Source organism: Mycolicibacterium sp. P4_G11 (assembly GCF_056555145.1).
In genome coordinates this window covers 304,155-327,370 of record NZ_JBFUJW010000002.1, presented here as the reverse complement: position 1 = coordinate 327,370, position 23,216 = coordinate 304,155, and the positions used below count along the sequence as shown (strand labels likewise).

The 23,216-nt window shown below is 67.4% G+C and carries 13 protein-coding genes and 1 pseudogene; 3 read left to right on the top strand and 11 right to left on the bottom strand.

The window, feature by feature from the left end; genetic code table 11:
• Positions 1-394: 394 nt before the first annotated feature.
• From AC1U2B_RS05365 to AC1U2B_RS05345, 5 genes and pseudogenes are all read right to left on the bottom strand, one after another.
• Positions 395-8,365 (bottom strand): annotated as a pseudogene (locus tag AC1U2B_RS05365) (SDR family NAD(P)-dependent oxidoreductase); the annotation flags it as partial.
• Positions 8,362-9,054 carry a chorismate--pyruvate lyase family protein gene (locus tag AC1U2B_RS05360; protein ID WP_480215959.1) on the bottom strand — a complete coding sequence of 231 codons (693 nt, stop codon included), beginning with the start codon at positions 9,052-9,054 and terminating at the stop codon, positions 8,362-8,364. The pseudogene AC1U2B_RS05365 and the gene AC1U2B_RS05360, both read right to left, overlap by 4 nt.
• A gap of 318 nt (positions 9,055-9,372) precedes the next feature.
• A complete protein-coding gene (locus AC1U2B_RS05355) occupies positions 9,373-10,083 on the bottom strand; it encodes a type 1 glutamine amidotransferase (RefSeq protein ID WP_480215958.1) in 711 nt (236 codons plus the stop codon).
• Positions 10,080-11,306 (bottom strand): MurT ligase domain-containing protein, encoded by a 1,227-nt coding sequence (locus AC1U2B_RS05350; RefSeq protein WP_480215957.1) that lies wholly within the window; start codon positions 11,304-11,306, stop codon positions 10,080-10,082. Before AC1U2B_RS05350 ends, AC1U2B_RS05355 begins: the two co-directional genes overlap by 4 nt.
• A 64-nt stretch (positions 11,307-11,370) precedes the next feature.
• Positions 11,371-12,450, bottom strand: coding sequence for an SDR family oxidoreductase (locus AC1U2B_RS05345; protein ID WP_480215956.1), 1,080 nt, complete (start codon positions 12,448-12,450; stop codon positions 11,371-11,373).
• A gap of 111 nt (positions 12,451-12,561) precedes the next feature.
• Here AC1U2B_RS05345 and AC1U2B_RS05340 point away from each other — a divergent pair, with 111 nt between their 5' ends.
• On the top strand, positions 12,562-13,560 hold the full coding sequence (locus AC1U2B_RS05340) for a DEDDh family exonuclease (RefSeq protein WP_480215955.1): 999 nt from the start codon (positions 12,562-12,564) through the stop codon (positions 13,558-13,560).
• A gap of 109 nt (positions 13,561-13,669) precedes the next feature.
• Positions 13,670-15,076 carry an HNH endonuclease signature motif containing protein gene (locus AC1U2B_RS05335; protein ID WP_480215954.1) on the top strand — a complete coding sequence of 469 codons (1,407 nt, stop codon included), beginning with the start codon at positions 13,670-13,672 and terminating at the stop codon, positions 15,074-15,076.
• A gap of 58 nt (positions 15,077-15,134) precedes the next feature.
• Here the strand turns inward: AC1U2B_RS05335 and AC1U2B_RS05330 are convergent, their stop codons facing one another.
• The 5 genes from AC1U2B_RS05330 to AC1U2B_RS05310 all read right to left on the bottom strand — a co-directional run bounded on the left by AC1U2B_RS05330 (position 15,135) and on the right by AC1U2B_RS05310 (position 20,425).
• Positions 15,135-16,580, bottom strand: a complete 1,446-nt coding sequence (locus AC1U2B_RS05330) for a carotenoid oxygenase family protein (RefSeq protein WP_480215953.1) — start codon at positions 16,578-16,580, stop codon at positions 15,135-15,137.
• A 143-nt stretch (positions 16,581-16,723) separates the two neighbouring features.
• Entirely contained in the window at positions 16,724-18,004 is a 1,281-nt protein-coding gene (locus AC1U2B_RS05325) for a hypothetical protein (protein ID WP_480215952.1), read from the bottom strand.
• A complete protein-coding gene (locus tag AC1U2B_RS05320; RefSeq protein ID WP_260935768.1) occupies positions 18,001-18,411 on the bottom strand; it encodes a hypothetical protein in 411 nt (136 codons plus the stop codon). The genes AC1U2B_RS05325 and AC1U2B_RS05320 overlap by 4 nt, the downstream gene beginning before the upstream one ends.
• Positions 18,408-18,593, bottom strand: a complete 186-nt coding sequence (locus AC1U2B_RS05315) for a hypothetical protein (protein WP_480215951.1) — start codon at positions 18,591-18,593, stop codon at positions 18,408-18,410. The genes AC1U2B_RS05320 and AC1U2B_RS05315 overlap by 4 nt, the downstream gene beginning before the upstream one ends.
• The gene (locus AC1U2B_RS05310) at positions 18,590-20,425 is read right to left on the bottom strand and encodes a hypothetical protein (RefSeq protein ID WP_480215950.1); all 1,836 of its coding nucleotides are present in this window, start codon (positions 20,423-20,425) and stop codon (positions 18,590-18,592) included. Before AC1U2B_RS05310 ends, AC1U2B_RS05315 begins: the two co-directional genes overlap by 4 nt.
• Before the next feature lie 138 nt (positions 20,426-20,563).
• Here AC1U2B_RS05310 and AC1U2B_RS05305 point away from each other — a divergent pair, with 138 nt between their 5' ends.
• On the top strand, positions 20,564-21,217 hold the full coding sequence (locus AC1U2B_RS05305; RefSeq protein WP_480215949.1) for a TetR/AcrR family transcriptional regulator: 654 nt from the start codon (positions 20,564-20,566) through the stop codon (positions 21,215-21,217).
• A gap of 3 nt (positions 21,218-21,220) precedes the next feature.
• Here AC1U2B_RS05305 and leuA read toward each other — a convergent pair whose 3' ends face one another.
• Positions 21,221-23,035 carry a 2-isopropylmalate synthase gene (gene leuA / locus AC1U2B_RS05300; RefSeq protein WP_480215948.1) on the bottom strand — a complete coding sequence of 605 codons (1,815 nt, stop codon included), beginning with the start codon at positions 23,033-23,035 and terminating at the stop codon, positions 21,221-21,223.
• Positions 23,036-23,216: the final 181 nt, after the last annotated feature.

The following is a 23,216-nucleotide window of genomic DNA, read 5'->3' as shown; positions in this document are numbered from 1 at the left end:
CGGGTCCCCACTCGGGATCAAGAGGCAGCCGCACCCGTTCGTCGGACCATGCGCTCACCTCAGCGCGAGTCCGTGCAGTGACGGCGAAATCGATGTCCGGCGACGCCTCGGCCTTGACCCAGCGATCCCGCGCGAACGGCACCGACGAACGCTCGATCCTGCGCCCCAGCAAGCCATGCCCGAGATTGCGGTGGAACCGCCGTAACCCGTCAACGTCGACGGCGCGGTCGTACAGCCACGTCATCTGCAGGATCGTGCCGTGACTCGCGCGCAGCGCGAGGAATGCCGCTTGATCGAGGTGGGCAAGCCTGTCGTCGACCACGTCACCGCCACGTGAGTCGGCGTGAGCGACCACGGGCACCGCGGGCGCAGCGCCATCGGTGAGCGAGCCGTCCAGATGGACGGCGAGTGCGGTAGGGGTGGGGTGGTCGAAGATGAGAGTGGGCGGCAGGGCCAGCCCGGTCACGGATTTGAGGCGGTTGCGTAGTTCGACGGCGGTCAGCGAGTCGAACCCCAGATCCTCGAAAGTGGCGTCGCGGTCGATGTCCTCGGGCGTGGGGCGGCCCAGGACCGCCGCCGCTTGCGCGCACACCAGCCCTGCCAGCAACTCGCGTTGCTCGCCCGGAGCCAATCCTTTCAGGCGTTGGGCCAGTGCCGATTTCGATTCGGAGGTGCCGACGGTGTCGTTGCTCAGTCGCCGCCGCGGGACGCGCACCAGCCCGCTGAACAACGCGGGCAGCCCGCCGCTGCGGGCCTTGGTGTTCAGCGCAGCCCGGTTCATGCGGGCGGTCACCGACACGGGATGATCGATCGTCAGCGCGTCGTCGAACAACTTCAGCGCCTGCCCGGGGTTCATTGCCACCAGCCCACTGCTGCTGATCCGGGCCAGGTCGCGGCCAGTCAGATGAGCGGTCATCCCGCTGGTCTGTTCCCACAAACCCCACGCCAGGGACGTGCCCGTCAACCCCATCGAGCGCCGGTAGGCGGCCAATCCGTCCAAGAATGCGTTCGCTGCTGCGTAATTGCCCTGACCCGGTGCGCCCACGGTGCCGGCGATCGACGAACACAACACGAACATCGACAAACCCAGATCACGGGTGGCCTCGTGCAGGTTCCATGCCGCATCGACCTTGGCCCGCAACACCGCATCCAGCCGGTCGGGGGTCAGCGAGGTGATCACCGTGTCGTCGAGCACCCCGGCGGCATGAATCACTCCGCGCAGCGGCGGGCAGCGGTGCGCCAACTGCGCCAACATCGTTGCCACTGCGTCCCGATCGGCCACGTCGCAGGCCAGCACCTCCACGTGAGCGCCGGTCCGTCCCAATTCGGCGGCCAGCGCAGCGGCCCCTTCGGCCCGGTCGCCGCGCCGACTGGCCAGCACCACGTGGCGCACCCCGTAGGCACTGACCAGGTGGCGGGCCAGCACCGCGCCGACCATCCCGGTGGCACCAGTGATCAGTACCGTGCCATGGGCCAGCTGGTCGGCCAGCACGGTAGGCATGGTCAGGACCACCTTGCCGATGTGGCGTGCCTGGCTGATGAACCGGTAAGCCTCTACGGCACAGCGCACGTCCCAGGTCGTGACGGGCAGCGGCTTGAGTACCTGAGTATCGAAGAGCTCCCGCACCTCGCGCAGCATCGCCTGCATCCGCTGCGGTGCTGTGTCCGAGAGATCGAACGCCTGGTACCGCACACCGGGATACCGGTCGGCGACCGCCTCCGCGTCGCGGATGTCGGTCTTGCCCATCTCGATGAAACGTCCACCGCGCACCAACAATCTCAGCGACGCATCCACGAACTCACCGGCCAGCGAGTCCAGCACCACATCGACTCCCCGGCCTCCGGTGACCGCCAGGAACTTGTCCTCGAAGTCGAGCGTGCGTGAATCGCCGATGTGGTCGTCGTCAAAACCCATGGCGCGCAGCGCATTCCACTTACCGCGGCTGGCGGTGACGAAGACTTCCGCCCCCCAGTGGCGAGCCAGCTGCACTGCCGCCATGCCCACCCCACCGGTACCGGCATGCACGAGCACCGACTCCCCGGCACAGATGCCGGCGAGATCCGACAAGCCGTACAGAGCTGTCAGAAACGCCACCGGCACTCCCGCGGCGTCGATGAACGACCAGCCCTGCGGCATCGTGGTGAGCAGTTGCTGGTCCACCACCGCCAACGGACCCGTGCCGGCCATCAAGCCCATCACGGGGTCACCGACCGCCACGCCTGAGACACCGGGGCCGGTCTCGACCACCACCCCTGCGCCTTCTGCACCCAGCACCGGGGCCTGACCGGGATACATCCCCAGTGCCGCCAGCACATCCCGGAAATTGACCCCAACCGCCGCCACTGTCACCCGCACCTGGCCCGCCTGCAGCGGAGCCTGCGCCTCGGGGCAGGCTCGAATCGCGAGATCCTCCAGCGTGCCGCCGGCGCCGACTGCCAACCGCCACGCCGACTCACCCGCCGGTAGCTCCAAAAGCGCAGGGGCCGAGGCCAACCGGGCGACGTGCACCTTGCCGGCCCGCACCACCAGTTGAGATTCCCCGACGGCAACCAGCGCCGCGGCTTCCACCGCCGTATCGGTGTCGAGCAGCATGATCCGGCCTGGGTGTTCGGCCTGCGCCGATCGCACCAGACCCCACACGGCCGCGGCGGGCAGATCGCCGACGGCCTCGCCGGCCAATCCCACCGCACCACGGGTCGACACCACCAACGTGCCCATCCGGTCTTCGGCCAACCAGTGCTGCAACACCTGTAGAGCGGCGTGGGTGGCGTCATGCACCGCGCCCACCACATCGTCACCGGCCGACTCGCACCGCCACACCACCACCTGTGCCCGGTCCGCACCGACACCGGCCCGGAAGTCTTCCCACGACTGCGCCGAGAGCTTGGTCTGGTCAATGATGTTGTGGTTCAGTGGTATTGGTGTCCAGGCTACTTCCAGCGGTCCTTCGTTCAAGCCGCCGGCCGCGGTGGGTAATTGCGCGGCAGTCATCGGACGGGTCGTCAGCGAGCGCACCGTCAGCACCGGCGAACCGGCACCATCGAATACCTCCACGGACATCTCATCGGGACCCGGTGCGGTGATGCGGGCCCGCACCCGCCCGGCGCCGCCGGCATGCAGCGACACACCCCGCCAGCAGAACGGCAGCATCGTCTGGGGGTTATCGACGGCAAGCCCAGTGGCGTGCAGCACCGCATCCAAGACAGCTGGATGGATCCCCATCTTGTCGACCTGCATGCCGGCCTCGGCGGGCGCGGCGACCTCGGCGAAGATCTCCGATCCGCGCCGCCAGAGCGCAACCAATCCCTGGAACGCCGGTCCGTACTCGTAGCCGCGTTCGGCCAACCGCCCGTAGCTGTCCGAGATGTCCACGGGCACCGCACCGGACGGCGGCCACACCGACAGTTCCGCGGGATGCTCCGCGGCGGGCACCACCAGCGTGCCCTCGGCATGCAGCACCCACTCCGTTTCGGAGTCATCGCGACGTGAATACACCGAGACCGCCCGGCTGCCCGTCTCCGTTGCAGCACCCACCACCACTTGGAGTTGAACCCCGGCGTCCTCGTCCAATACGAGCGGTGCGGCCAGCACCAGCTCCTCGATGGCTGCGCACCCCACCTCGTCGCCGGCCCGGATGACCAGTTCCACAAAACCGGTCCCGGGAAACAGCGCCACCCCGCCGACCACGTGGTCGGCCAACCACGGTTGATCTGCCAGGGACAACCGCCCGGTCAAGACCACCCCGCCAGAGTCGGGTCGCTCGAGCACCGCGCTCAACAGCGGATGATCTGCCTCGCCCAGACCCAGATCGGCCGTGTCGGCGGGCCCGGCGCCGGTCGGCGTCGTCCAGAAGCGCCGCCGCTGAAATGCGTACGTAGGCAACTCGATCCGGCGCCCACCCGACCCGGCGAACACCGCAGGCCACTGCACCGGCATACCGGTGGTGAACAACCGGGCCGCCCCGCCCAGCAGTGCAGCCACTTCCGGGCGACCTTTACCGAGCAGCGACACCACGACGGGATCGGCCGGCGACAGCGACTGTTCGATGGCGGCCGTCAGCCCGCTACCGGGACCAACCTCGACGAAGTGGGTTACTCCGTGTGCGTGCAGAGTGCGGACACCGTCGGCGAAACGTACGGCTTGGCGAATGTGCTTCCCCCAGTACTGCGCCGAGCCGAAATCGCTGTCGGCGTCGACCGCCTGGCCCGTCACGTTCGAGATCAGCGCAATCTGGGGCTCCCGTGGTTTTACCTGGGCCGTGATCCGCGCGAACTCCTCGAGCATCGGCTCCATCAACGGCGAGTGGAAGGCATGCGAGACCGCGAGTGGGTGCACTCGGAGGCCTCGGTCGGCCAGCCGCTGCGCGGTCGCGTTCACGGCGCTCTGTGCACCCGAGATGACGACGGATTCGGGCGCGTTGATCGCCGCGATCGCCGCCCCCTCTGCCAGTAGCGGCGCCACCTCGTGCTCGGCGCCACTGACCGCAGTCATGGCGCCACCGGCCGGCAGCGCTTGCATCAGCTGTCCCCGGGCCGCCACCAACATGGCCGCGTCGGACAGCGTGAACACCCCAGCGACGTACGCCGCTGAAAACTCGCCCACCGAATGGCCCATGACGTAGGTCGGGGTCACCCCCCAACTCCGCAGCACCGCGAACAACGCGACTTCCACCGCGAACAGCGCCGGCTGCGCGAATTCGGTCAGCTCGAGCAGGCCGCTGTCAGAGCCCCAGAGCACCTGGCGCAGCGGCAACCGCAGATGCCGGTCCAACTCATCGGCCACCGCGTCGAAAGCCTTGGCGAACACCGGCAATTGGTCATACAACTGCCGGCCCATCCCGAGGCATTGCGACCCCTGCCCGGGAAAAACCAGCACCGACTCTCCCGCCGCTCCGGCGCGACCGGTCACCACCGCCGCATGCGGCTCGCCGTCGGCCAACCCGGCCAATCCCGCCGCGAGCGCCTGACGGTCGGCACCCAGCACCACCGCGCGATGCTCGAACACCGAACGCCGCGCGAGCGAGTACCCGACGTCGATCGGATCGAGCCGCGGATCGGCTCGCAGCTGGGCCGACAATCGGGCCGCCTGCGCGGTCAGCGCCTCGGGCGATTTGGCTGAAAGCACCCACGGAATCACCGACAAGCCCGGCACCGTGGGGGATTCAGCTGCACCGAGCGGGCCTTGCTCCAAGATCACATGCGCGTTGGTGCCGCTGATGCCGAACGACGACACGCCCGCCCGGCGCGGATGCCCATCGAGCGGCCAGGCCCGGGCCTCGGTCAGCACCGACACCGCACCGCCGTCCCAGTCAACTCGAGGGGACGGCACATCCACGTGCAGCGTCGCCGGCATCACGCCGTGGCGCATCGCCTGCACCATCTTGATCACCCCGGCCACACCTGCGGCGGCCTGGGTGTGACCCATGTTCGATTTGATCGAGCCCACCCACAACGGCCGATCAGGCGGGCGATCTTGTCCGTAGGCGGCCAGAAGTGCTTGCGCCTCAATGGGATCGCCCAATGTGGTGCCCGTGCCGTGCCCCTCCACCACATCCACATCGGCTGCGGTCAATCGCGCGCTCGCCAGGGCCGCCCGAATCACCCGCTGCTGCGACGGCCCGTTGGGTGCGGTCAGACCATTGGAGGCGCCGTCCTGGTTGACCGCGCTGCCGCGCACCACCGCCAACACCGAGTGCCCCAACCGCTGGGCATCCGACAACCGTTCCAGCACCAGTACGCCGGCGCCCTCACCCCACGCCGTCCCGTCGGCGGCTCCCGCGAAGGCCTTACACCGACCATCCGGGGCCAGCCCCCGCTGCCGGCTGAACCCGACGAAAGTCTCCGGCGACGTCATCACCGTCACGCCACCGGCCAACGCCAGGCCGCATTCCCCCGACCGCAACGACTGCACCGCCCAGTGCAACGACACCAACGACGACGAACACGCAGTGTCCACCGATACCGCCGGCCCGTGTAGCCCGAACACATAAGAGACCCGGCCCGAGGCCACGCTCAACGCCGAGCCGGTCAGCCCATAGCCTTCCAACCTGTCGGTGCCCGCGGGGCCGTAGCGCTGCGCGAAGATTCCGGTGAAGACCCCGGTGGCTGATCCTTGCAACGATGCCGGGTCAATTCCGGCCTGCTCCAAGGCTTCCCACGAACATTCCAGCATCAACCGCTGTTGCGGATCCATTGCCAGCGCCTCACTGGGCGCGATGCCGAAAAACCCGGCGTCAAAGCCGGCGACGTCCTCCAGAAAGCCACCCCAGCGGGTATAGGTCTTGCCCGTCGCATCGGGGTCCGGGTCGAACAACCCGTTCACATCCCAACCCCGGTCGGTCGGAAACTCCGACACCACATCGCGAGCGCCCGCCACCATGTCCCACAGTCCCTGCGGCGTCTGCACCCCGCCGGGGAACCGGCACGCCATCCCCACGATGGCGACCGGCTCGTCGACCGCCGTCGGCGAGGGTGACGCTGTCGGGCTGTTCCCTTGGGACAGTTGCGTTTCCACATGCTGAGCCAGTTGTGAGATGGAGCCGTAGTCCCATCCAACCGTGTCCGACAGTCGCAGCCCGGTGACCGCTGCCAATCGATTACGAAGCTCGACCGTCATCTGCGAATTGAAGCCGAGTTCGGAAAAAGCGAGATCCCGATTCAGCGACTGTGGTTCGGGCACACCCAACATCGCCGCGACCTCGGCGCAAATCGAATCCGCCACCAGTCGGTGCTGTTCCCGCTGCAGCACCGCGAACCGCTCGCCGAGGGTCACGTCGCCGGTGTTCCGGTCGTTCGATGCGCGTTCGGGATTCGGCGCCGACGTCTCCGCGGTGGGCTCAGCGGTGGGCGCCTCCCAAATCGGCGGGACCGGGCTCTCGGCGCGAAGCACAGTGCGTCGGAGCTTGCCGGTCGGCGTTCGAGGGAGTTGCTCGACAACGGAAAATCGGTGTGGCACCTGGAAGGCGGACAACTGTAATAGCAGCCGCTGGTGGATTTCTCGGACGACAGCGTCGTCGATGACCGCATCTCCGGTCGGGACGAGGAATGCCTGCAGTGCCGAGACGCCGCTCGACTCGGTCACCGCGGCAACCGCGGCATGCGCGACTCGGTCGTCCTCGGTGATGAGTTGCTCAATCTCCCGCGGATTGATGTTGACGCCGCCGACGATCTCGGTGTCGTCCGCGCGGCAACGGTACGTAACCCATCCGTCGGCGTCGACAGTCACTCGGTCCCGCGTATTGAGCCAATCACCATCTCGCAGCAGAAGACCGGGCGGGCGGTTCCAGTAACCCGGCGATATCGATGGGCCGCTGACCCAGAGATCCCCCTCGATCCCGGGTCCGACGGCGGTGCCCTCGGGCGTGACAACCCGAATCTCATAGGGAGGAAGGACTTTTCCCAGGCTGCCGGGCCGCCAGTCCTCGATGGTGTTCGATACGAATGTCTGCCCGACCTCGGTCGAGCCGATTCCGTCGAGGATCGGGACACCGCCGAAGAAGTCCGTCATTCGCGCCGCGAGACGAACGTCGAGCGCCTCGCCCGCGGATACCACGCAGCGCAGCGAACGGAATGACTCCGGGGAGCAGGTATCGACAATTCGCGCGAAAAACGTTGGCACGGCGTACAGCACCGATGGGCTGAATGTCGCGCTCAGGTCGGCCGTCGCTTCCGCGGTCACCGGCCTCGGGTTGATGACCGCGGAACCACCTGTCGCAAGGGGGAACCAGACGGAATTCCCGAGACCGTACGCGAAATACATTGGTGCGCTGCACAGCCCGGCATCGTCGGAGGTGAGGTGCAGCGCTCGGTGGCACATGGCGTCGACGTAGGCCCACACGTCGCGGTGCCGGTGGATGGCGGCTTTCGGCGCGCCCGTCGTGCCGGACGTGTAGGTGGCGTAGGCGTGCGCAGCACCATCGACCTGCTCGTAGCCGGCCGGCTCGGCACCGACGGCGTCGGACACGAGCTCTGCGGACTCCGCGACGCTCGACTGCTGAAACCGGTCGAGCAGGGCGCCGGATGTGACGACAAGTGCCGGCTCCGTGTCGGTTTCGGCGAATGCGTGATCGGCGCGATTGAGCTCAGGGTTCACCAGAAACGCCAGGATGCCACGGCTGAGGCAGGCCAGTAGCACCTGTACCAGCTCCGGGGAATCCGGAAGACACAACAGGACGCGATCTCCACTGGACAGGCCCCGGTGCGACAACACCGTCCCGAGACGTGCGGCACCGTCGTGGATCTGGCCATGGGTCACGACGTTCGACGCCAGGTAGGCGGGCCGCTCACGCCACCCGGTATCCAACGCCCGCTTGGCCAACAGTTCTGCCAGATTTCCGTTCGGTACTCCGGCTCCGTCATTCGTCATGATGACGTGTCCTGGCAGAAGTCGAGGAAATACTCGGTGACGATGATGGCGGGACGTCCTCCGATGAGGATGCGATACCGGCGGCCAACGGTTTTCGGCGGCGCAGTCTGACGTGTCGCTGCGGCGAGCCAGTCGGGTGATTCCGCGATCCAGACGTCAGCCGGCTCCTTGAACGTTTCGAGGCGGCTGGCGGCCATGATCTCGCCGATGGGCGAATTCGTTGTCATCAGGTCTGCCGCAATTGAATCCGGTAGCAGATCAATGGCTATGAGTGACTCGGCCCCTACGAATCGGCGCCCCGAGTTCCGGCCATTGAGCAGGATGCGACGTTGCAGAATTCTGCTGTCTGGCAACTGCTCCCACTGCGCCAGTTCTCGCGAGTGAATCTGCTGAGCGATGATCTGCACGACGATCTCTTCGTCGGTGACGACTCCGAGAATCCGGGTGAGGGTGCCGTTCGTCGCGATGAGTATCCGCAGATCCCGATTGAGCTGGTGGATATCGTCACCAGCTAGAAAGCACTCAGTCATGTGGCCGTTCCTAGTCGTGGCTGTGCCCGCCCGCGTCTGCCGATCAAGAGGTGCGTCTAGGTTCCCTTCCGTCAGCCGGAACGCGACAAATGTGGCTGAGCTCGACCCTTGGACTTGGCTACGTGGTCGTATCTCGCCGTGCGGTTCATGATGCTCCACGACCGCGTGCGGCGCATAGCGAACTCGCGGGAATGAACCAGGGGGTACGACTTTCCGTGGACTGGAAGGGTTGCCTAACCATGCCGGCAATCCGCGGAATTTCGACGACGGACGGCGTGAAATCGGTATTGCGACACTGTCTTTCGTGTGGCTCGGGCAGACTCGGATGCTGCCGACCGCAGAAGTCAAGCATGCGGCGCGCCTCTCTGACGGGACAGTAGTGGCTCGTGTTTACCCGGCTGCCCGAACCGTGAAACCGTGTTTGCGCGCGTTGCCAGTCAGTTCACAGCAACGCCGCTGAGGCCCTTGGTGCAGGGGTCAGGCCCGACGGGGCGCGGCGAGGCGCTCGGTGCGGAGCAGGTCGACCTCGGGCAGTTCCAGGGGCGGCAGGTCGCCGACCACCTGGGCCAGCAGGTAGTCGGCCAGCTCCGGATTGCGGGCCAGGCATGGGCCGTGCAGGTAGGTGGCTACCACGCTGCCCTGCACGACACCGTCGTAGCCGGATCCCGCGCGGTTGCCGGCGCCCTTCTCCACGCGCGCCAACGGCTTGGCCAGGGGGCCGAGATCGGTTCCGCCGCGGTGGTTTTCGAAGCCGGTCAGTTTCTGGGTGAGGCCGTCGATCACCGGCACCGACGCCACTTCGCCGATGGTCCGCTCGGGCTGCGGTGAAGTCGTCACGTCCAGCAGACCGACGCCGTCGACGCGCTCACCCGACGATGTCTCGTACCAGTGTCCGAGCACCTGGATGGCGGCGCAGATCGCCAGTACCGGAGCGCCGCGCTCGACGGCGCGCTGCAGGCCCGGGTACTGCAGCAGGTGGCGGGTCGCCAGGCGCTGCGCGTAGTCCTCGGCGCCGCCGAGGGTGTAGAGGTCCATCGAATCCGGCACCGGGTCGTTGAGCGTGATCTCGACGATCTCGGCGTCAATTCCCCTGAGCCGCAAGCGCTGTCGCAGGACGACGGCATTGCCGCCGTCGCCGTAGGTGCCCATCACGTCGGGCAGGACGAGGCCGATCTGCACCGTACTCATGCCAGCTCCCGGTTCAGCTGCAGGAACGCCGTGTAGTTCGCGATGACCTCGACGTGTCCGGGCGGGCAGGACTTGATGGCGGCCAACGTGTCGTGCACCAGCGTGTGGTCGACGCCCGCGTAGCCCAGGCGCACCGCGAGATCGGTGCCGCGCTCGCCCGCCGACACGATGGGCGCCGGGAAGTCGACGAAATGCTCGAAGTTTACGTCCCACAGCCACGACAGGTCCTCGCCGTCGGGCACCTGGCCGTTCACTGAAATGACTGCTCCCGCAACATCACTGGAGACCATCGACAGCGCCTCCTGCCAGCCGGCGGGGTTCTTGGCCAGCAGCATGCGGACGGTGTGCTCGCCGACGTGCAGGGTCCGGTAGCGGCCGGCGACCTCATCGACCGTCGACACCGCGGCCACCGCGGCGGCCGGCGACGCACCCAGCGCGACCGCCGCAGCCACGGCCTGCGTCGCGTTGCCGCGGTTCACCGTGCCGGGCAGGGCCAGCGTCATGGGGGCGGTAAAGCCGTCCGGCCCATAGATGTTCGTCTCGTCATACCACCACTGCGGGGTCGGACGGGAAAAGTCGGTACCGGTCGAATGCCAGTGGCCGTTCTCGCGGACGATCACCTCGCCGCTGCGCGGACAGCTCACCGAGTCGTTGGACCAGCCGCCGCCGGCGGCGACCCAGACCACGTTGGGGCTGTCGTACGCGGCCGAGGTCACCAGGACGTCGTCACAGTTGGCCACGACGACGGCCTTGGGGTGGCGGGCCAACCCGGTGCGCAGCGTCCGCTCGATGTGGTTGATCTCGCCGACCCGGTCCAGCTGGTCGCGGGACAGGTTGAGCAACACGATCACCGACGGGTCCACCGCGTCCGAGACGTGCGGCACGTGCATCTCGTCGACCTCGAGCGCGGCGAGCGTCGCCTTGCGCGACCCGGCCAGCGCGGCGATCAGCCCGGCGTCCATGTTGGCGCCCTCGCTGTTGGAGGCCACCGGCCCGATGGTCGCCAGCGCGGCGGCAGTCATGCGCGTCGTCGTGGACTTGCCGTTGGTGCCGGTGACGACGACCGAGCGCCGCCCGGAACCCAGCTGTCCCAGGATCGACGGGTCCAGCTTCATGGCGACGAGCCCGCCGATCATGGCGCCGGCACCGCGGCCCGTCACGCGCGACGCCCAGCGGGCGGCGGCGCCCGCGCCCAGCGCGACGCGTCCTCGTGCGGTGATCATCCCGCGAATTCTAGGAGGACCGCCCCGGATGTGACGACACGTGTGAGGGCGCCCACTCGCGCTCCTATGGCAGACGGATGCTGGGCCGCCGCCGCACGATGCCGTCGTCGAGCATCTGCTGGAAGTGGTCGGTGACGGTCTGCTCGATGGGCCGGTACACCAGCCCGAGCTCGCTCTGGCTGCGGCTGGCGTCGAAGACCAGCGGGTAGCCGACGTTGGTGTCGACAAACTCGCGCGTCAACCCGATGACCGGCGCGACGACCTTCACGGCCACCTTGGGCACGTTCAGCCAGGGGAACGGGTACAGCACGCCGAACTTGCCGCGCAGGATCTGGCCGATCTCCAGCAGGCTCAGCGAGGCGGCGTTGACGAGGTAGCGGTCGTGCGCTGTGGGAGTGAAGCCGGCGCGCACATGGGCGTCTGCGACGTCGCGGACGTCCACCACACCCATGGTCAACTCCGGAGCGCCCGTCAGCATGGTGCCGTCGGCGAACTGCTTCATGGTGGCCAGGCTGGCCGAGTCGCTGGCGCTGGTCAGCGAGGGGCCGAGCACCAGGCCCGGATGGATGGTGACCAGGTCCCAGCGGTCCTGCGCCTTCTGGTACCGCCAGGCCTCTTGCTCGGCCACGGTCTTGGAGTACGAGTACGGCTGGTGGTCGACGCTGCTGGTGGTGTTCCACTGGTCCTCGGTGAAGACGCCGCCGGGCACGTCGCGTGATTCGCGGGCGTCGCCGTAGATGGCCACCACGCTGCTGGTCAGCACCACGCGCTTGACGCTCTCGGTGCGGTTTACCGAATCCAGCACGTTGCGGGTGCCTTCCAATGCGGGGCGCACGAGCGCCTCCTGCGCGTCGGTGACGCCCTGCAGCAGGAACGGCGACGCGGTGTGCATGACGAGCTCACAGCCCGCCATGGCCTCGTCGAAGCTGCCGCTATCGAGCAGGTCCGCCTTGAACAGCTTGAGCTTGCCGGGGTGGTCCGCCGACAGCTTGTGCAGGTGCTCCAGGCCGGTTGGCTTCTGCGGATTGCGCACCGTGCCATGCACGGTGTGGCCGGCTTCGAGGAGGTAGCGGACGATCCAGCTGCCGATGTACCCGCTGGCGCCCGTGACGAGTACCGGTGCGCCCGGGTCGATCGTGGTCATGCCCGTGACGATAACTCGGCCACCTCGTTGAGGGAGAGCATCGCCTGATTCGGGCGGCGACACGCTGCGGTGCCCGCCGAATCTGTCAGGGGGCCGTGCCATCCTTGCCACGTGGACGAAACCAACCTCGGCTGGGGCCGACCGGCCACCGAGCCGGGCGCGGGTTGGGCTGTCGTCGACGTCGAGACGTCGGGTTTCGATCCCGGGCACGCCCGCGTCATCAGCGTCGCGGCGCTGGCCTTGGGGGACGACGGGAACGTCGAGCACTCGTTCAGCAGCCTGCTCAATCCGGGCGTCGATCCCGGCCCCACACACGTGCACGGGCTGACCCCCGAGATGCTGGCCGGCCAGCCGACCTTCGGTGAGGTCGTCGGCGATCTGGCCGCCGTGCTGTCCGGCCGCACCCTGGTCGCCCACAATGCCGGCTTCGACTACGCCTTCCTGGCTGCCGAATGCGAGCGCGTCGGCGCCGTGCTGCCCGTCGACAACGTCATGTGCACCGTCGAGCTGACACGCCGCCTCAACCTGGGCACCGAGAACCTGCGTTTGGAGACCCTGGCGACGCACTACGGCGCGACGCAGATCCGCCCGCACGATGCCCTGGACGACGCCATGGTGCTGGCCCAAATCCTCAAGCCGGCTCTGGCCGCCGCGCGCGAGCACCGGCGTTGGCTGCCGATCCGCAACGTGGGCCGTAAGCGCTGGCCCAGCGGCGCCATCACCCACGACGAACTGCGGCCGCTGAAGGTCCTGGCGTCCCGGCTCCCGTGCGCCTATGCCAACCCCGGCCGGTTCGTGCCGGGACAGCCGCTGGTGCAGGGCATGCGAGTGGCGCTGTCGGGCGAGATGCTGCGCACTCACGAAGAAGCGATCGAGCGCATCGTGCACGCCGGACTGTCCTACTCCGACAGTGTCGATGCGCAGACCTCGCTGGTCATCTGCAACGACCCGGCGCCCGCGCAGGGCAAGGGCTACCAGGCCAGGGAGCTCGGCGTGCCGCTCGTCTCCGACGCGGACTTCATGGCGCTGCTCGGCCATGTGGTCGGCGGGTCGGACGTCGAGGAATTCGTCGACCGGACACCGGCCGGCGACCAGTTCATGTTGTTTTAGCGGTCACTCGCCTAAAAACTTTGGTCACTTTGTTTGCGCTGGTCACAGTAGGTAACTAGCGCCACATTTCCCGCAGTTTCCTGTCGGCGTCTCGAACTAATGTTCGAGTATGAGCATCGGCACGGCCACCCTCGTGGAGGAGGTCTACGCGGACCTCGACACGGCACAGGCCGGTGCCGCCGCGGTGGACTACACGACCTTGTCGGTGCCGGAGTTGTTGGCGTTGCAGTCGCACCGTGAACGTCTGGCGTGCGCGGCGGCCGCGGTCGATCACGCCATCGTGGCGGCGTTGCAAGCCCAGACCACCGCCCGCGAGATCGGGGCGAAAAACTGGGCCGAGGCCCTGCGCTTCCGGGACCGGCTCAGCAGCGAGGAGGCCCGCCGCCGGGTGCGGCACACCGAACTGCTGGGGCCGCGCTGGTCCCTGACCGGGGAGCTATTGCCGCCGCTGCGCCCGCATGTCGCTGCCGCCGTCGCCGAGGGCGCGATCAATGCTGATCATGTTGATGTCATCGAGTCGTTCTTCACGAAGCTGCCCACCTGGGCGGCACTGACCAGAGTCGACGATGCTGAGCAGGCGTTGGTGGCCGCGGCCCGCAATCTCACCCCTGAATCGCTGCGGTCGGTGGTCCGGCGCAAGCTCTACGAGTTGGATCAGGACGGCCCCGAACCCGACGACCGGGAACCGGACTGTGATCGCGACCGGGCGCTGGTGTTGTCCAAACAGCGACCCGACGGCAGCAGCGAGTTGCGTGGTGTCCTGACCCCGACCGCCCGCGCCGTCTACGAAGCGTTGATGGTCAAATACGCCGCGCCCGGCATGTGCAACCCCGCCGACCCGCAGCCCTGCACCTCCGGGACACCCACCCAAGAGCAGATCGACAATGATCAGCGCACCGCCGCGCAGCGTCAGCATGATGCCTGGGAAACCATCGGCCTGCTGCTGCTGTCCACCGATCTGGGTGAGCACAACGGTTTCCCGGTCACCATCGCGGCGAACTGCACCCTCGAGCAGCTCGAACAACGGGCCGGGGTCGCCGTGACGCACACCGGCAGCCAGCTCCCCGTCAAGGACCTGCTCAACCTGGCCGCCCACACCGGGGCGTCCTGCTACCTCACCGTCTTCGACAACCATGGTGATGTGCCGTTGTATTTGGGTCGGGCGCGGCGCACCGCCACCACCGGACAACGCCTGGCCCTGTTCACCCGGGATCTGAGCTGCACCCGCCCCGAGTGCACTGTCCCGGCCGCGGGCTGTCAGGCCCACCACATTCCCGGATGGACCCGCGACGGTCAGACCGACGTCACCACCATGGCCCTGGCCTGTGGCTGCGACAACCGCCTGGAAGACACCACCGGCTGGACCACCACCATGAAAAACGGCCGCCCCCACTGGACCCCACCACCACTGCTGGATGTCGGCCAACCAAGAACCAACCAATACTGGCACCCAACGCTGTACCCACCCGAGGGTGGAAGCGACGATGATGGCGAAAGTGACAGTCCGACAAACTGATTGGGCGCCGCGGACAGCGCGCGCCAAGTGGACCGCTGCCCGGCGTGGGCAGCCGGGTTCAGCCTGCGATGCGCCGGCTGAACGTGCCGTGGAACCCGATCGGCAGATGGTGCTCCAGGTGCGCGGTGGCCAACGGGCCGTCCTCGATGGTCTGGGCATCGAAGATCGCCAGTTGCGAACGGTGGCTCGGCAGATCGTGATTGAGCACCAGCAGCCAGCCGTCGTCCTCGGCAGCCGTGCGGGAGCGGGGCACGAACAGCGGCTCGCCGGTCTGGGCCAGGCCGAAATCGAAGGTGGTCCGCGTTCCTGCGGCATGGTCGAACTTGGTCACGGCGTTGTAGTGGCCGACGTCCTCCGTGGCTGCGGCGGCATACGTGAAATTGTGTTCGCGCGTTGACCGACGCCAGTCGTACTGCGGGAATTCCATTGGCGCACTTTCGGATAACACGGTCTCGGTCACCCGCCCGGACTTGCTGATCCGGAATCGGGACAGCTGCCCCGATGGCCATTGATCGATGGTCAGGTGAGCGCGCGGGTTGGTCGGATCCGCCGGTTCCTGCCAGGTCTTGCCCAGTTGCCCGAAGATGTCCGGGTCATCGAACCGGACGAACTCGACCACGGTGTCCGTGCCGTCTTCAAAAGCGTTGGTGACGTGAATGTGCGCCATCGGTTCGTGCTCGATGACGCGAGGTCTGGAGCCATCACGCGGAACGATGGCGAACCGCGTCGACCCGTTGCGGGCTTGGTAACTCAGGGATTGCTCCAGCGACCGGGTTCGCAGAAACGTAGGAATGTTGGGCCGCAACGGATCCAGGACGAACACCAGGTTGTGCTCGGTGAGGGCGAAGTCGTGATTCCAGACGAAGTCCCACAATGGAAGTGAATTGACCTCGGTATTCCGGCCTTTCGCGTCCACGCGATAGCACCGCAGCCGTGGGGTGGGCAAGAGGTCGAAGCCGAAGTTGAACACCTCGCCCGTGCGTGGATCCCATTTGGGATGGGCGGAGAACGCGCCGAGGTATCCGAAGCGATCGCCCTCAAAACGCTTGTACCCCAGGGTTTCCAGGCTGTCGGGATCGATCTTGTACGGCGGGCCGCCCTCCCACAGTGCGAGCAGGTCGCCGCAGATGTTGGCCATGTTGGTGTTGCCGGTGTTGGCCGGCGGTTGGAGATTGCCGCGCAGCGTGGGGGCGTTGGTGGTGATGCCGCGCTGGCTCATCTGGTTGCCGCTGCGGTACTGGCGCGTGCGGACGTAGCGGTTGGTGAAGCGGACGGTCTTACCGTCGAGCACGAACCGCGACACCATGCCGTCGCCGTCGAACATGGTCTTGAGGACGGTGTCGCCGACCTCGAACTTTCCGGGGCCGACGCGGAACAGGGTGCCCGTCAGGTCGGTCGGCAAGGTCCCGTCGACGCGTTTGACCTGGTAGTCCATTTCGTCATAGAGGGACTCGAACGGACGGCCGTGCAGTTGCTTGAGCGTGGGCTCTACGGTGGCGGTCATGCAAACCCCAATCTGAGGACGGATGTCCTCAGTTTCGTGTCGCACCCCGACGATGTCAAGGTTTCACGCCGAATGGCCACCTGTGACACGGAAGTCTCGGGAGTTCGTGCGATAGGTGGCCACTCGGCGGAGCGGGCGGTGAGCTATCCGCCGAAGAGCAGGTACAGCCCGGTGAACGTGTAGCCGACCATCACCAGCATCATCGCCAGCTGCCCGGTGAGCTGATGCCGCTTGGGCAGGATGCGCAGCGCACAGTCGTGGGCGGCGACGACGCCGGCGATGTGCCCGGCCACCACGAACAGCACCTTGGTCGTGGCCAGCACCGAAGGGTGCAGGGACAGTACGTAATAGACATGTGCGTCGTGCAGGCCGAGGAGCAGATAGACGGTCTGCTGGCCCTTCTCCGCGAGATAGGTCAGGTAGTGCGCGAACACATAGCCGATGACGATCGGAATGAGGGAGTGCGCCAGCAATCCCGGCAGCTGCCGGCGCCGCGCCCGGTCCACCCCGCCGGTGGCGCGGGCGGCGAGGCTGAACGACAGCGCGACCGTCGTGACAAACACAGCCAGCCCAACGGTTTTGAGTGCAGTGGCCTGCCAAGCGCCGTTGGTGTGCGCATCGACGAACTCCCGCCACGCCGGCGTCGCCGAGAAACTGTCGAAGGCCGTCGAGCCCAGCAGCACCGCGAGGACCGTCACTGTCGCGGGCCGGATGGGCAGCGTGGGCAGGTGGTTGAACGGATTGCCGATGGCGATCTGGCCATCGGCGTTGCGCCGCACCGGCGCGCACCGCGACGCCACGACGCTGTACACCTCGAACGGGTCGGCGTGCGAGCACCAGCGCGTGCCACACGCCATGGCCCCGGCCAGTGTCACCGCAAGGTAGGCCAGCAACCAGATACGCACGGCGCCAACGGAACCCGGGTCGGGACTGGCCAGCTCGAGCCAGACGAACGCGAACAGCCCGGCGGCCGCAGGCCAGTAGCCGAGGCGTGCGGGATACGCATCCCGGCTCAGTCGAAGCAGCCGGGCGATGGTCCGCACCGGAGACAGCACTCGCCACACCGGGCCGAAAAGCACTGACAGCGCGACGATTCCGACCCACAGCAGCACGTAGAACACGCCGGGTAGCGGGTTGCCGGATCCGGGCGGTCCGACGATCGACGCCACGATGACCCACCCCGCGAACGTCAGCGCCAGCAGGCCGACCGTCCACCGGGTGACGGGCGCGTCCACGGCCGTCGTCACCCAGCGCGGCAATGCCCGCCCCGGTGTCTCTGGATCGAACCGCGGCTTGCGCCAGGCCAGCGCCACCACCGCGAAGGTGAAGGTCAACGCCCACGCCGCGCCGATCAGGGCATAGGTCAGCGGGATCGGAAGATCACTGGATCCGCCCAGCCCGTGCGCCAGGACGGCCGAGGTCACTGCACCGTGATGGTGGCGACGGTCTTGTCCAGGTGATGCAGTTCGACGTCAACCTTGCCCGGCACGTCCACCGTGAACTGGAACTGCTGATCCTTCTCCGCCTTGATGGTGAAGGTGTGCTCGGGATTCGAATGCACGTGCAGCTGGTCGGCGGCGTCACTGTTGACGCGGACGATGATCGGCTGGCCCAGCTTGGCCTCCACCTGCTGGTTGAGCGGTGTCGCGGTGCCGCCGGCGATGGTCACGTCGATGTAGACGCGCGCGGGCGGGGCCTGCGGGTTGCTCAGTTGCGTTGTGGCCGTTGCCGAGGCGCTCGACGAGCCGCTGGGCGCCGTCTCCTTGTTGCTGCAGCCGGCGAGTGCCAGGGCCACGACGCCTGCCACGGCGAGGGTCTTCACAAACGTCACGCGGAACCGTCCTCATCGGTCGAAACTGCTGTCTCCGAATCGGTTTCGTCACCGTCGGAGCCGGCGTTGTCTTCTGCTCGTCGGTCCTTCATGGCCACCCAGGCCACGACCCCGGCGACGACGAACGCAGGGGCAAACGCCGGCAGTGCCAACAATAGCGAGTGATCGGCCAGATAGGTCACGGCTGTCCGACGGGTTCCTTCGTCTCGGCGGCGCTGAACTGCTCACGCGAATTGATCCGTCCTGCACCCCAACTCAGCAACGCGATCAGGATCAGCGAGCACACGAGCACGATCAGGGAGGCCGCGGAGTACAGCCACGACGGCACGTCGAGGTTGCGCTCACGCTGCAGGACCTGGATCTCCTCCATGAAGTCACGGGTGGTCGAGAGCGCCGGCGTCTCCTCGGCGCCGATGCCGGGGTCGGCGGGCAGGAAGATCGGGACAGCGGCCATGGTGCGTCCATCTTGCACGCGCAGCACCGTCTTCCAGGTGCCCCATACCGGGATCGGCCGCGTGGACCGGTAGTGGCCGGGGCCGACCTGCTGCAGGTGATCGACCACCAGGCCGCGGTCATGGGCGAGCTTGCCCTGCCACGCCATCAGGCTGACCCACTCGGGGTCGTCGCTGACCAGGTTGGTGGGCGTGATCTGGATATCGGCGTTCACCAGGCGCTGACCAGCCGGGCTCGGCGCCTCGGTGAGGGTGATCTGCGCCCGGGCGTGCTCCGGGACGGTGATGTTCAGGCCGTTGGCGACGGCGCCGCCGACGACCAGAACCGTCGCGACCACGACGGCGATACCGATCGAACGCGCGGGCAGGCGCTGGCCGGACAAGACGACGGCCAGCAGCGCGCCGCACATGCCCATACAGATGGCGACTGGTGTGGACATCGCCAGCGCCTCACCCCACATGCTGGTGGGCCACGGGGTGCGGAACACGGCATCGACCCAGAACGACTCCAGCCACATACCGACGGTGCCCACGCCCAGACCGGCCACGGCGCCGAACAGGATGGGGCGGTTGACCAGTGGGGTCAGCCCGATCAGCTCGACGACGATCGCGGAGCCGAGGTAGAGCGCACACCAGCTGTACGGGGAACCCAGGATGGGGCCGACGGCCAGCGCGACGAGCCCGCGGATGAACAACGCGAACGCGATGGCGCCGAAGGTGGAGTACCGGCCCAGTGTGAGCCGCGTGGCCACCAGCGACATGGCTGCTGCGCCGGCGATCAGCATGGGGTGCAGCACCAGCCGGAACTGTTCGACGCCGAAGTCGTATTCGACCGGGAACACCGACAGGCCGATCACCAGGCCGCCGAAGGCGAAGTACGGCAGCACCTTGTTGCGGGCGGGTGGTGCGTCGGCGCCCATCGCGATATCGCCCTCGCGCTCCAGCAGCAGCATGGCGACCAGGGACAGGCCCGCGCCGCCGATGAGCATCAAATGCGTTGGGCCCCAGAGGGTGACGTCCTGGCCGAAGATGCGGTGCCAGATGTCGTCGAGCGGGAAACCGATCAGCGCGTACAGGCCGCAACCGGCCATCAGGATGCCGCCGACGGGCGCGTACCAGGTTTTGGTGATCTTGATGGCGGCCGGGCCGGGCTTGTCGTACGGCAGGATGATCGCCAGCGATCCGGCGATGAACAGCAGGAACAGACCGACCAGGATGAAGTAGTGCGCCGGGTTGGCCAGCGGCCCGGCGTCGCGGCCCTTGCCGATGTGCAGGCTGACGTCCCAGATGAAGCCGAACATCGCGCAGATGATCGTCGAGATGAACAGCAGTGAGGGCAGGGCCACCCAGCTGGGCCGGTTCATCTTGTGGCCGGCCGCTTCGGCCAGGTCCTGCAGCCAGGTGATGCGGCGTTGCCGATGCAGATACCCGATCCACAACAGACCGGCGGTGATGATGCCGGTCGCGATGGACATCCCGAGAACCTGGTCGAGGGCCGCGCCCCCACCTTCGGTTCCGGCCGCGGCCACTACGGTGACCTGCTCGGCGAGCTGTGCTGCCATGTTCCACCCCGCTGTGTAGATGAAGCCTGAACCTTACTCGTCGGTAATGTTGCCAGAAGACGGTGTTTGAAACGGGAGTACGTCTTCCTTCCTCGGATTTTGACATCATGAGCCAGTCGGGGGGAGGGGTTGCACCAGATGGCTGACAACGGATCGGGCAGCGCGCCGGAGCGTAAGTACTCCGGCAGGTCCGCGGAGCAGCGGCGGGCCGATCGGCGACGGCTGCTGCTGGACGCGGCCGAAGCACTGTGGCGCGAGGGCGGACTGTCGGCCCTGAGCGTCCGGGCCGTCGCGGCGCGCGCCAAATTGACCGACCGCTACTTCTATGAGCAGTTCGCGGGGTTGGCCGCGCTCATCGGCGCGGTGATCGACGACGTGCTGGAGGGACCTTTCGCCGCGATGCTGGCCGGCGGGAGCGCGCCCGCGTCGGCGACCGTGCAGACCCGGCTGACGCTCGGCCTGGCGGGATTCATCGAGCACGCCGAGAGCGACCCACTGGCGGTGCGAATCTTCCTGACCGATGCCCGGCACATCGAATCGGTGGCCGCGCACATCCGGATCGCGCAACACCGCGTGGCCGCCGCAATCCTGGCTTTGCTGCTGCCCGACCGAGACGCCGACCAGGAGAGCTTCGACGCGGCGCTGTTCTGCGTCGGCGGAGTGGCCACCCTGATCAATGAGCGGCTCCTCGACGAGACGAAAACCGTTACCGCACACGACTTTGCGGAACAGGCGGTCAGCTGGTGCGCCCGGGTACTACGGGTGGCCGAGGCGCCGGGCGCGCCAGACTGACCGTTAGCCGCGCGCGGCCCGGTTGACGGCCGAGACGACGGCCCGCAGCGACGCCGTGGTGATCGACGGCGCGATGCCGACGCCCCACACCGTCTTGCCGCCGATCGATGCCTCGACGTAGGCCGCGGCCTGCGCTTCCTCGCCGGCTGACATGGCGTGCTCCGAGTAGTCCAGCACGTTGACGTGGAAGCCGACGGCGCCCAGCGCATCGGTGAAGGCCGCCAGCGGTCCGTTACCGGCGCCGACGATCTCGCGCTCTTCCCCGTCGATCTTGACGATGGCGGTGATGGTGTCGGTGCCGCCGTCCTCTTCGGACGCGTCGACCTTCTGCCGCATGCGCTCCAGCGGCGTGATGGGCGCCAGGTACTCCTCGTTGAAGACGTCCCACATGACCTTCGGGGAGACCTCGCCGCCCTCGCCGTCAGTGATCTTCTGGATGGCCTGGCTGAACTCCATCTGCAGCCGGCGCGGCAGCACCAGTCCGTGATCGGCCTTCATGATGTAGGCGACGCCGCCCTTGCCGGACTGCGAGTTCACCCGGATGACGGCCTCGTACGTGCGGCCGACGTCCTTCGGGTCGATGGGCAGGTAGGGCACCTGCCACAGGATGTCGTCGATGTCCTGATCGGCCTCGTCGGCGTCGACCTTCATCTGGTCCAGGCCCTTGTTGATGGCGTCCTGGTGGCTGCCCGAGAACGCCGTGTAGACCAGGTCACCGCCGTACGGGTGCCGCTCGGCCACCGGCAGCTGGTTGCAGTACTCGACCGTGCGACGAATCTCGTCGATGTTGGAGAAATCGATCTGCGGGTCGACACCGCGGCTGAACAGGTTCAGGCCCAGCGTCACCAGGCAGACGTTGCCAGTGCGCTCGCCATTGCCGAACAGGCAGCCCTCGATGCGGTCGGCGCCGGCCAGGTAGCCCAGCTCAGCGGCCGCGACGCCCTCGCCGCGGTCGTTGTGCGGGTGCAGACTCAGGATGATCGAGTCGCGCGGCGTCAGGTGCCGGTTCATCCACTCGATCGAGTCGGCGTAGACGTTGGGCGTGGCCATCTCGACGGTCGCCGGCAGGTTGACGATCAGCGGCCAGTCGGGAGTGGGCTGCACGATCTCGGCGACCGCGTTGCACACCTCGACGGCGTACTCCAGCTCGGTGCCGGTGTACGACTCGGGCGAGTACTCGAACCGCCACAGCGTGCCCGGGTACTTCTTGGCCTCCGCGACGCACAGCTTCGCGCCGTCGGTGGCGATCTTCTTGACGGCCTCGCGATCCGCGCGGAAGACCACGCGGCGCTGCAGGATCGACGTCGAGTTGTAGAAGTGCACGATGACGCGCGGGGCGCCGGCGCACGCCTCGAAGGTGCGCTCGATCAGCTCGGGCCGGCACTGCGTCAGCACCTGGATGGTGACGTCCTCGGGGATCGCGCCCTGCTCGATGATCTCGCGGACGAAGTCGAAGTCGGTCTGGCTGGCCGATGGGAAGCCGACCTCGATCTCCTTGTAGCCCATGCGGACCAGCAGGTCGAACATCCGGCGCTTGCGCTCCGGGCTCATCGGGTCGATCAGGGCCTGGTTGCCGTCGCGCAGGTCGACCGCACACCAACCGGGTGCGACGGTGGCGACCTTGTCGGGCCAGGTGCGGTCGGGCAGCTTGATGTTCTCGACCTCGTCGGCGAACGAGCGGTACCGGCTGACGGGCATCGACGAGTTGCGCTGGGTGTTCCAGGACGGCTGGCCTTCGCGGCGCGGGCCGGACGGGGTGCTGATGGCGCGTACCGACGAGAAGGAGTCGGCAGATGAATCGGGGGAGTAAGTGGTCACGGTTTTTTGCTCCGGTCTGTCTGGATGGGACCTGGAAGGTCAGGACCGGCGCATCTCAAACCCCCGCGACGGGAGGCCGGTCGGATCAGACCCCGTCGCGGCGTCCGAGGAGGAGCACCCGCGCGATAAACATCACTGGCGAGTTTACTCCGGTCCAGTAGTTCGCCAAAACCCGGTCGCG

Coding starts and splice junctions, on each gene's coding strand:
- AC1U2B_RS05345 (WP_480215956.1), bottom strand. CDS start 12,450: ATGACCACGATCGACCCGGGCGCACCGGTACTCGTCACGGGCGCCAGC.
- AC1U2B_RS05350 (WP_480215957.1), bottom strand. CDS start 11,306: ATGATCACCGCACGAGGACGCGTCGCGCTGGGCGCGGGCGCCGCCGCC.
- AC1U2B_RS05330 (WP_480215953.1), bottom strand. CDS start 16,580: ATGACCGCCACCGTAGAGCCCACGCTCAAGCAACTGCACGGCCGTCCG.
- AC1U2B_RS05355 (WP_480215958.1), bottom strand. CDS start 10,083: ATGAGTACGGTGCAGATCGGCCTCGTCCTGCCCGACGTGATGGGCACC.
- AC1U2B_RS05335 (WP_480215954.1), top strand. CDS start 13,670: ATGAGCATCGGCACGGCCACCCTCGTGGAGGAGGTCTACGCGGACCTC.
- AC1U2B_RS05305 (WP_480215949.1), top strand. CDS start 20,564: ATGGCTGACAACGGATCGGGCAGCGCGCCGGAGCGTAAGTACTCCGGC.
- AC1U2B_RS05310 (WP_480215950.1), bottom strand. CDS start 20,425: ATGGCAGCACAGCTCGCCGAGCAGGTCACCGTAGTGGCCGCGGCCGGA.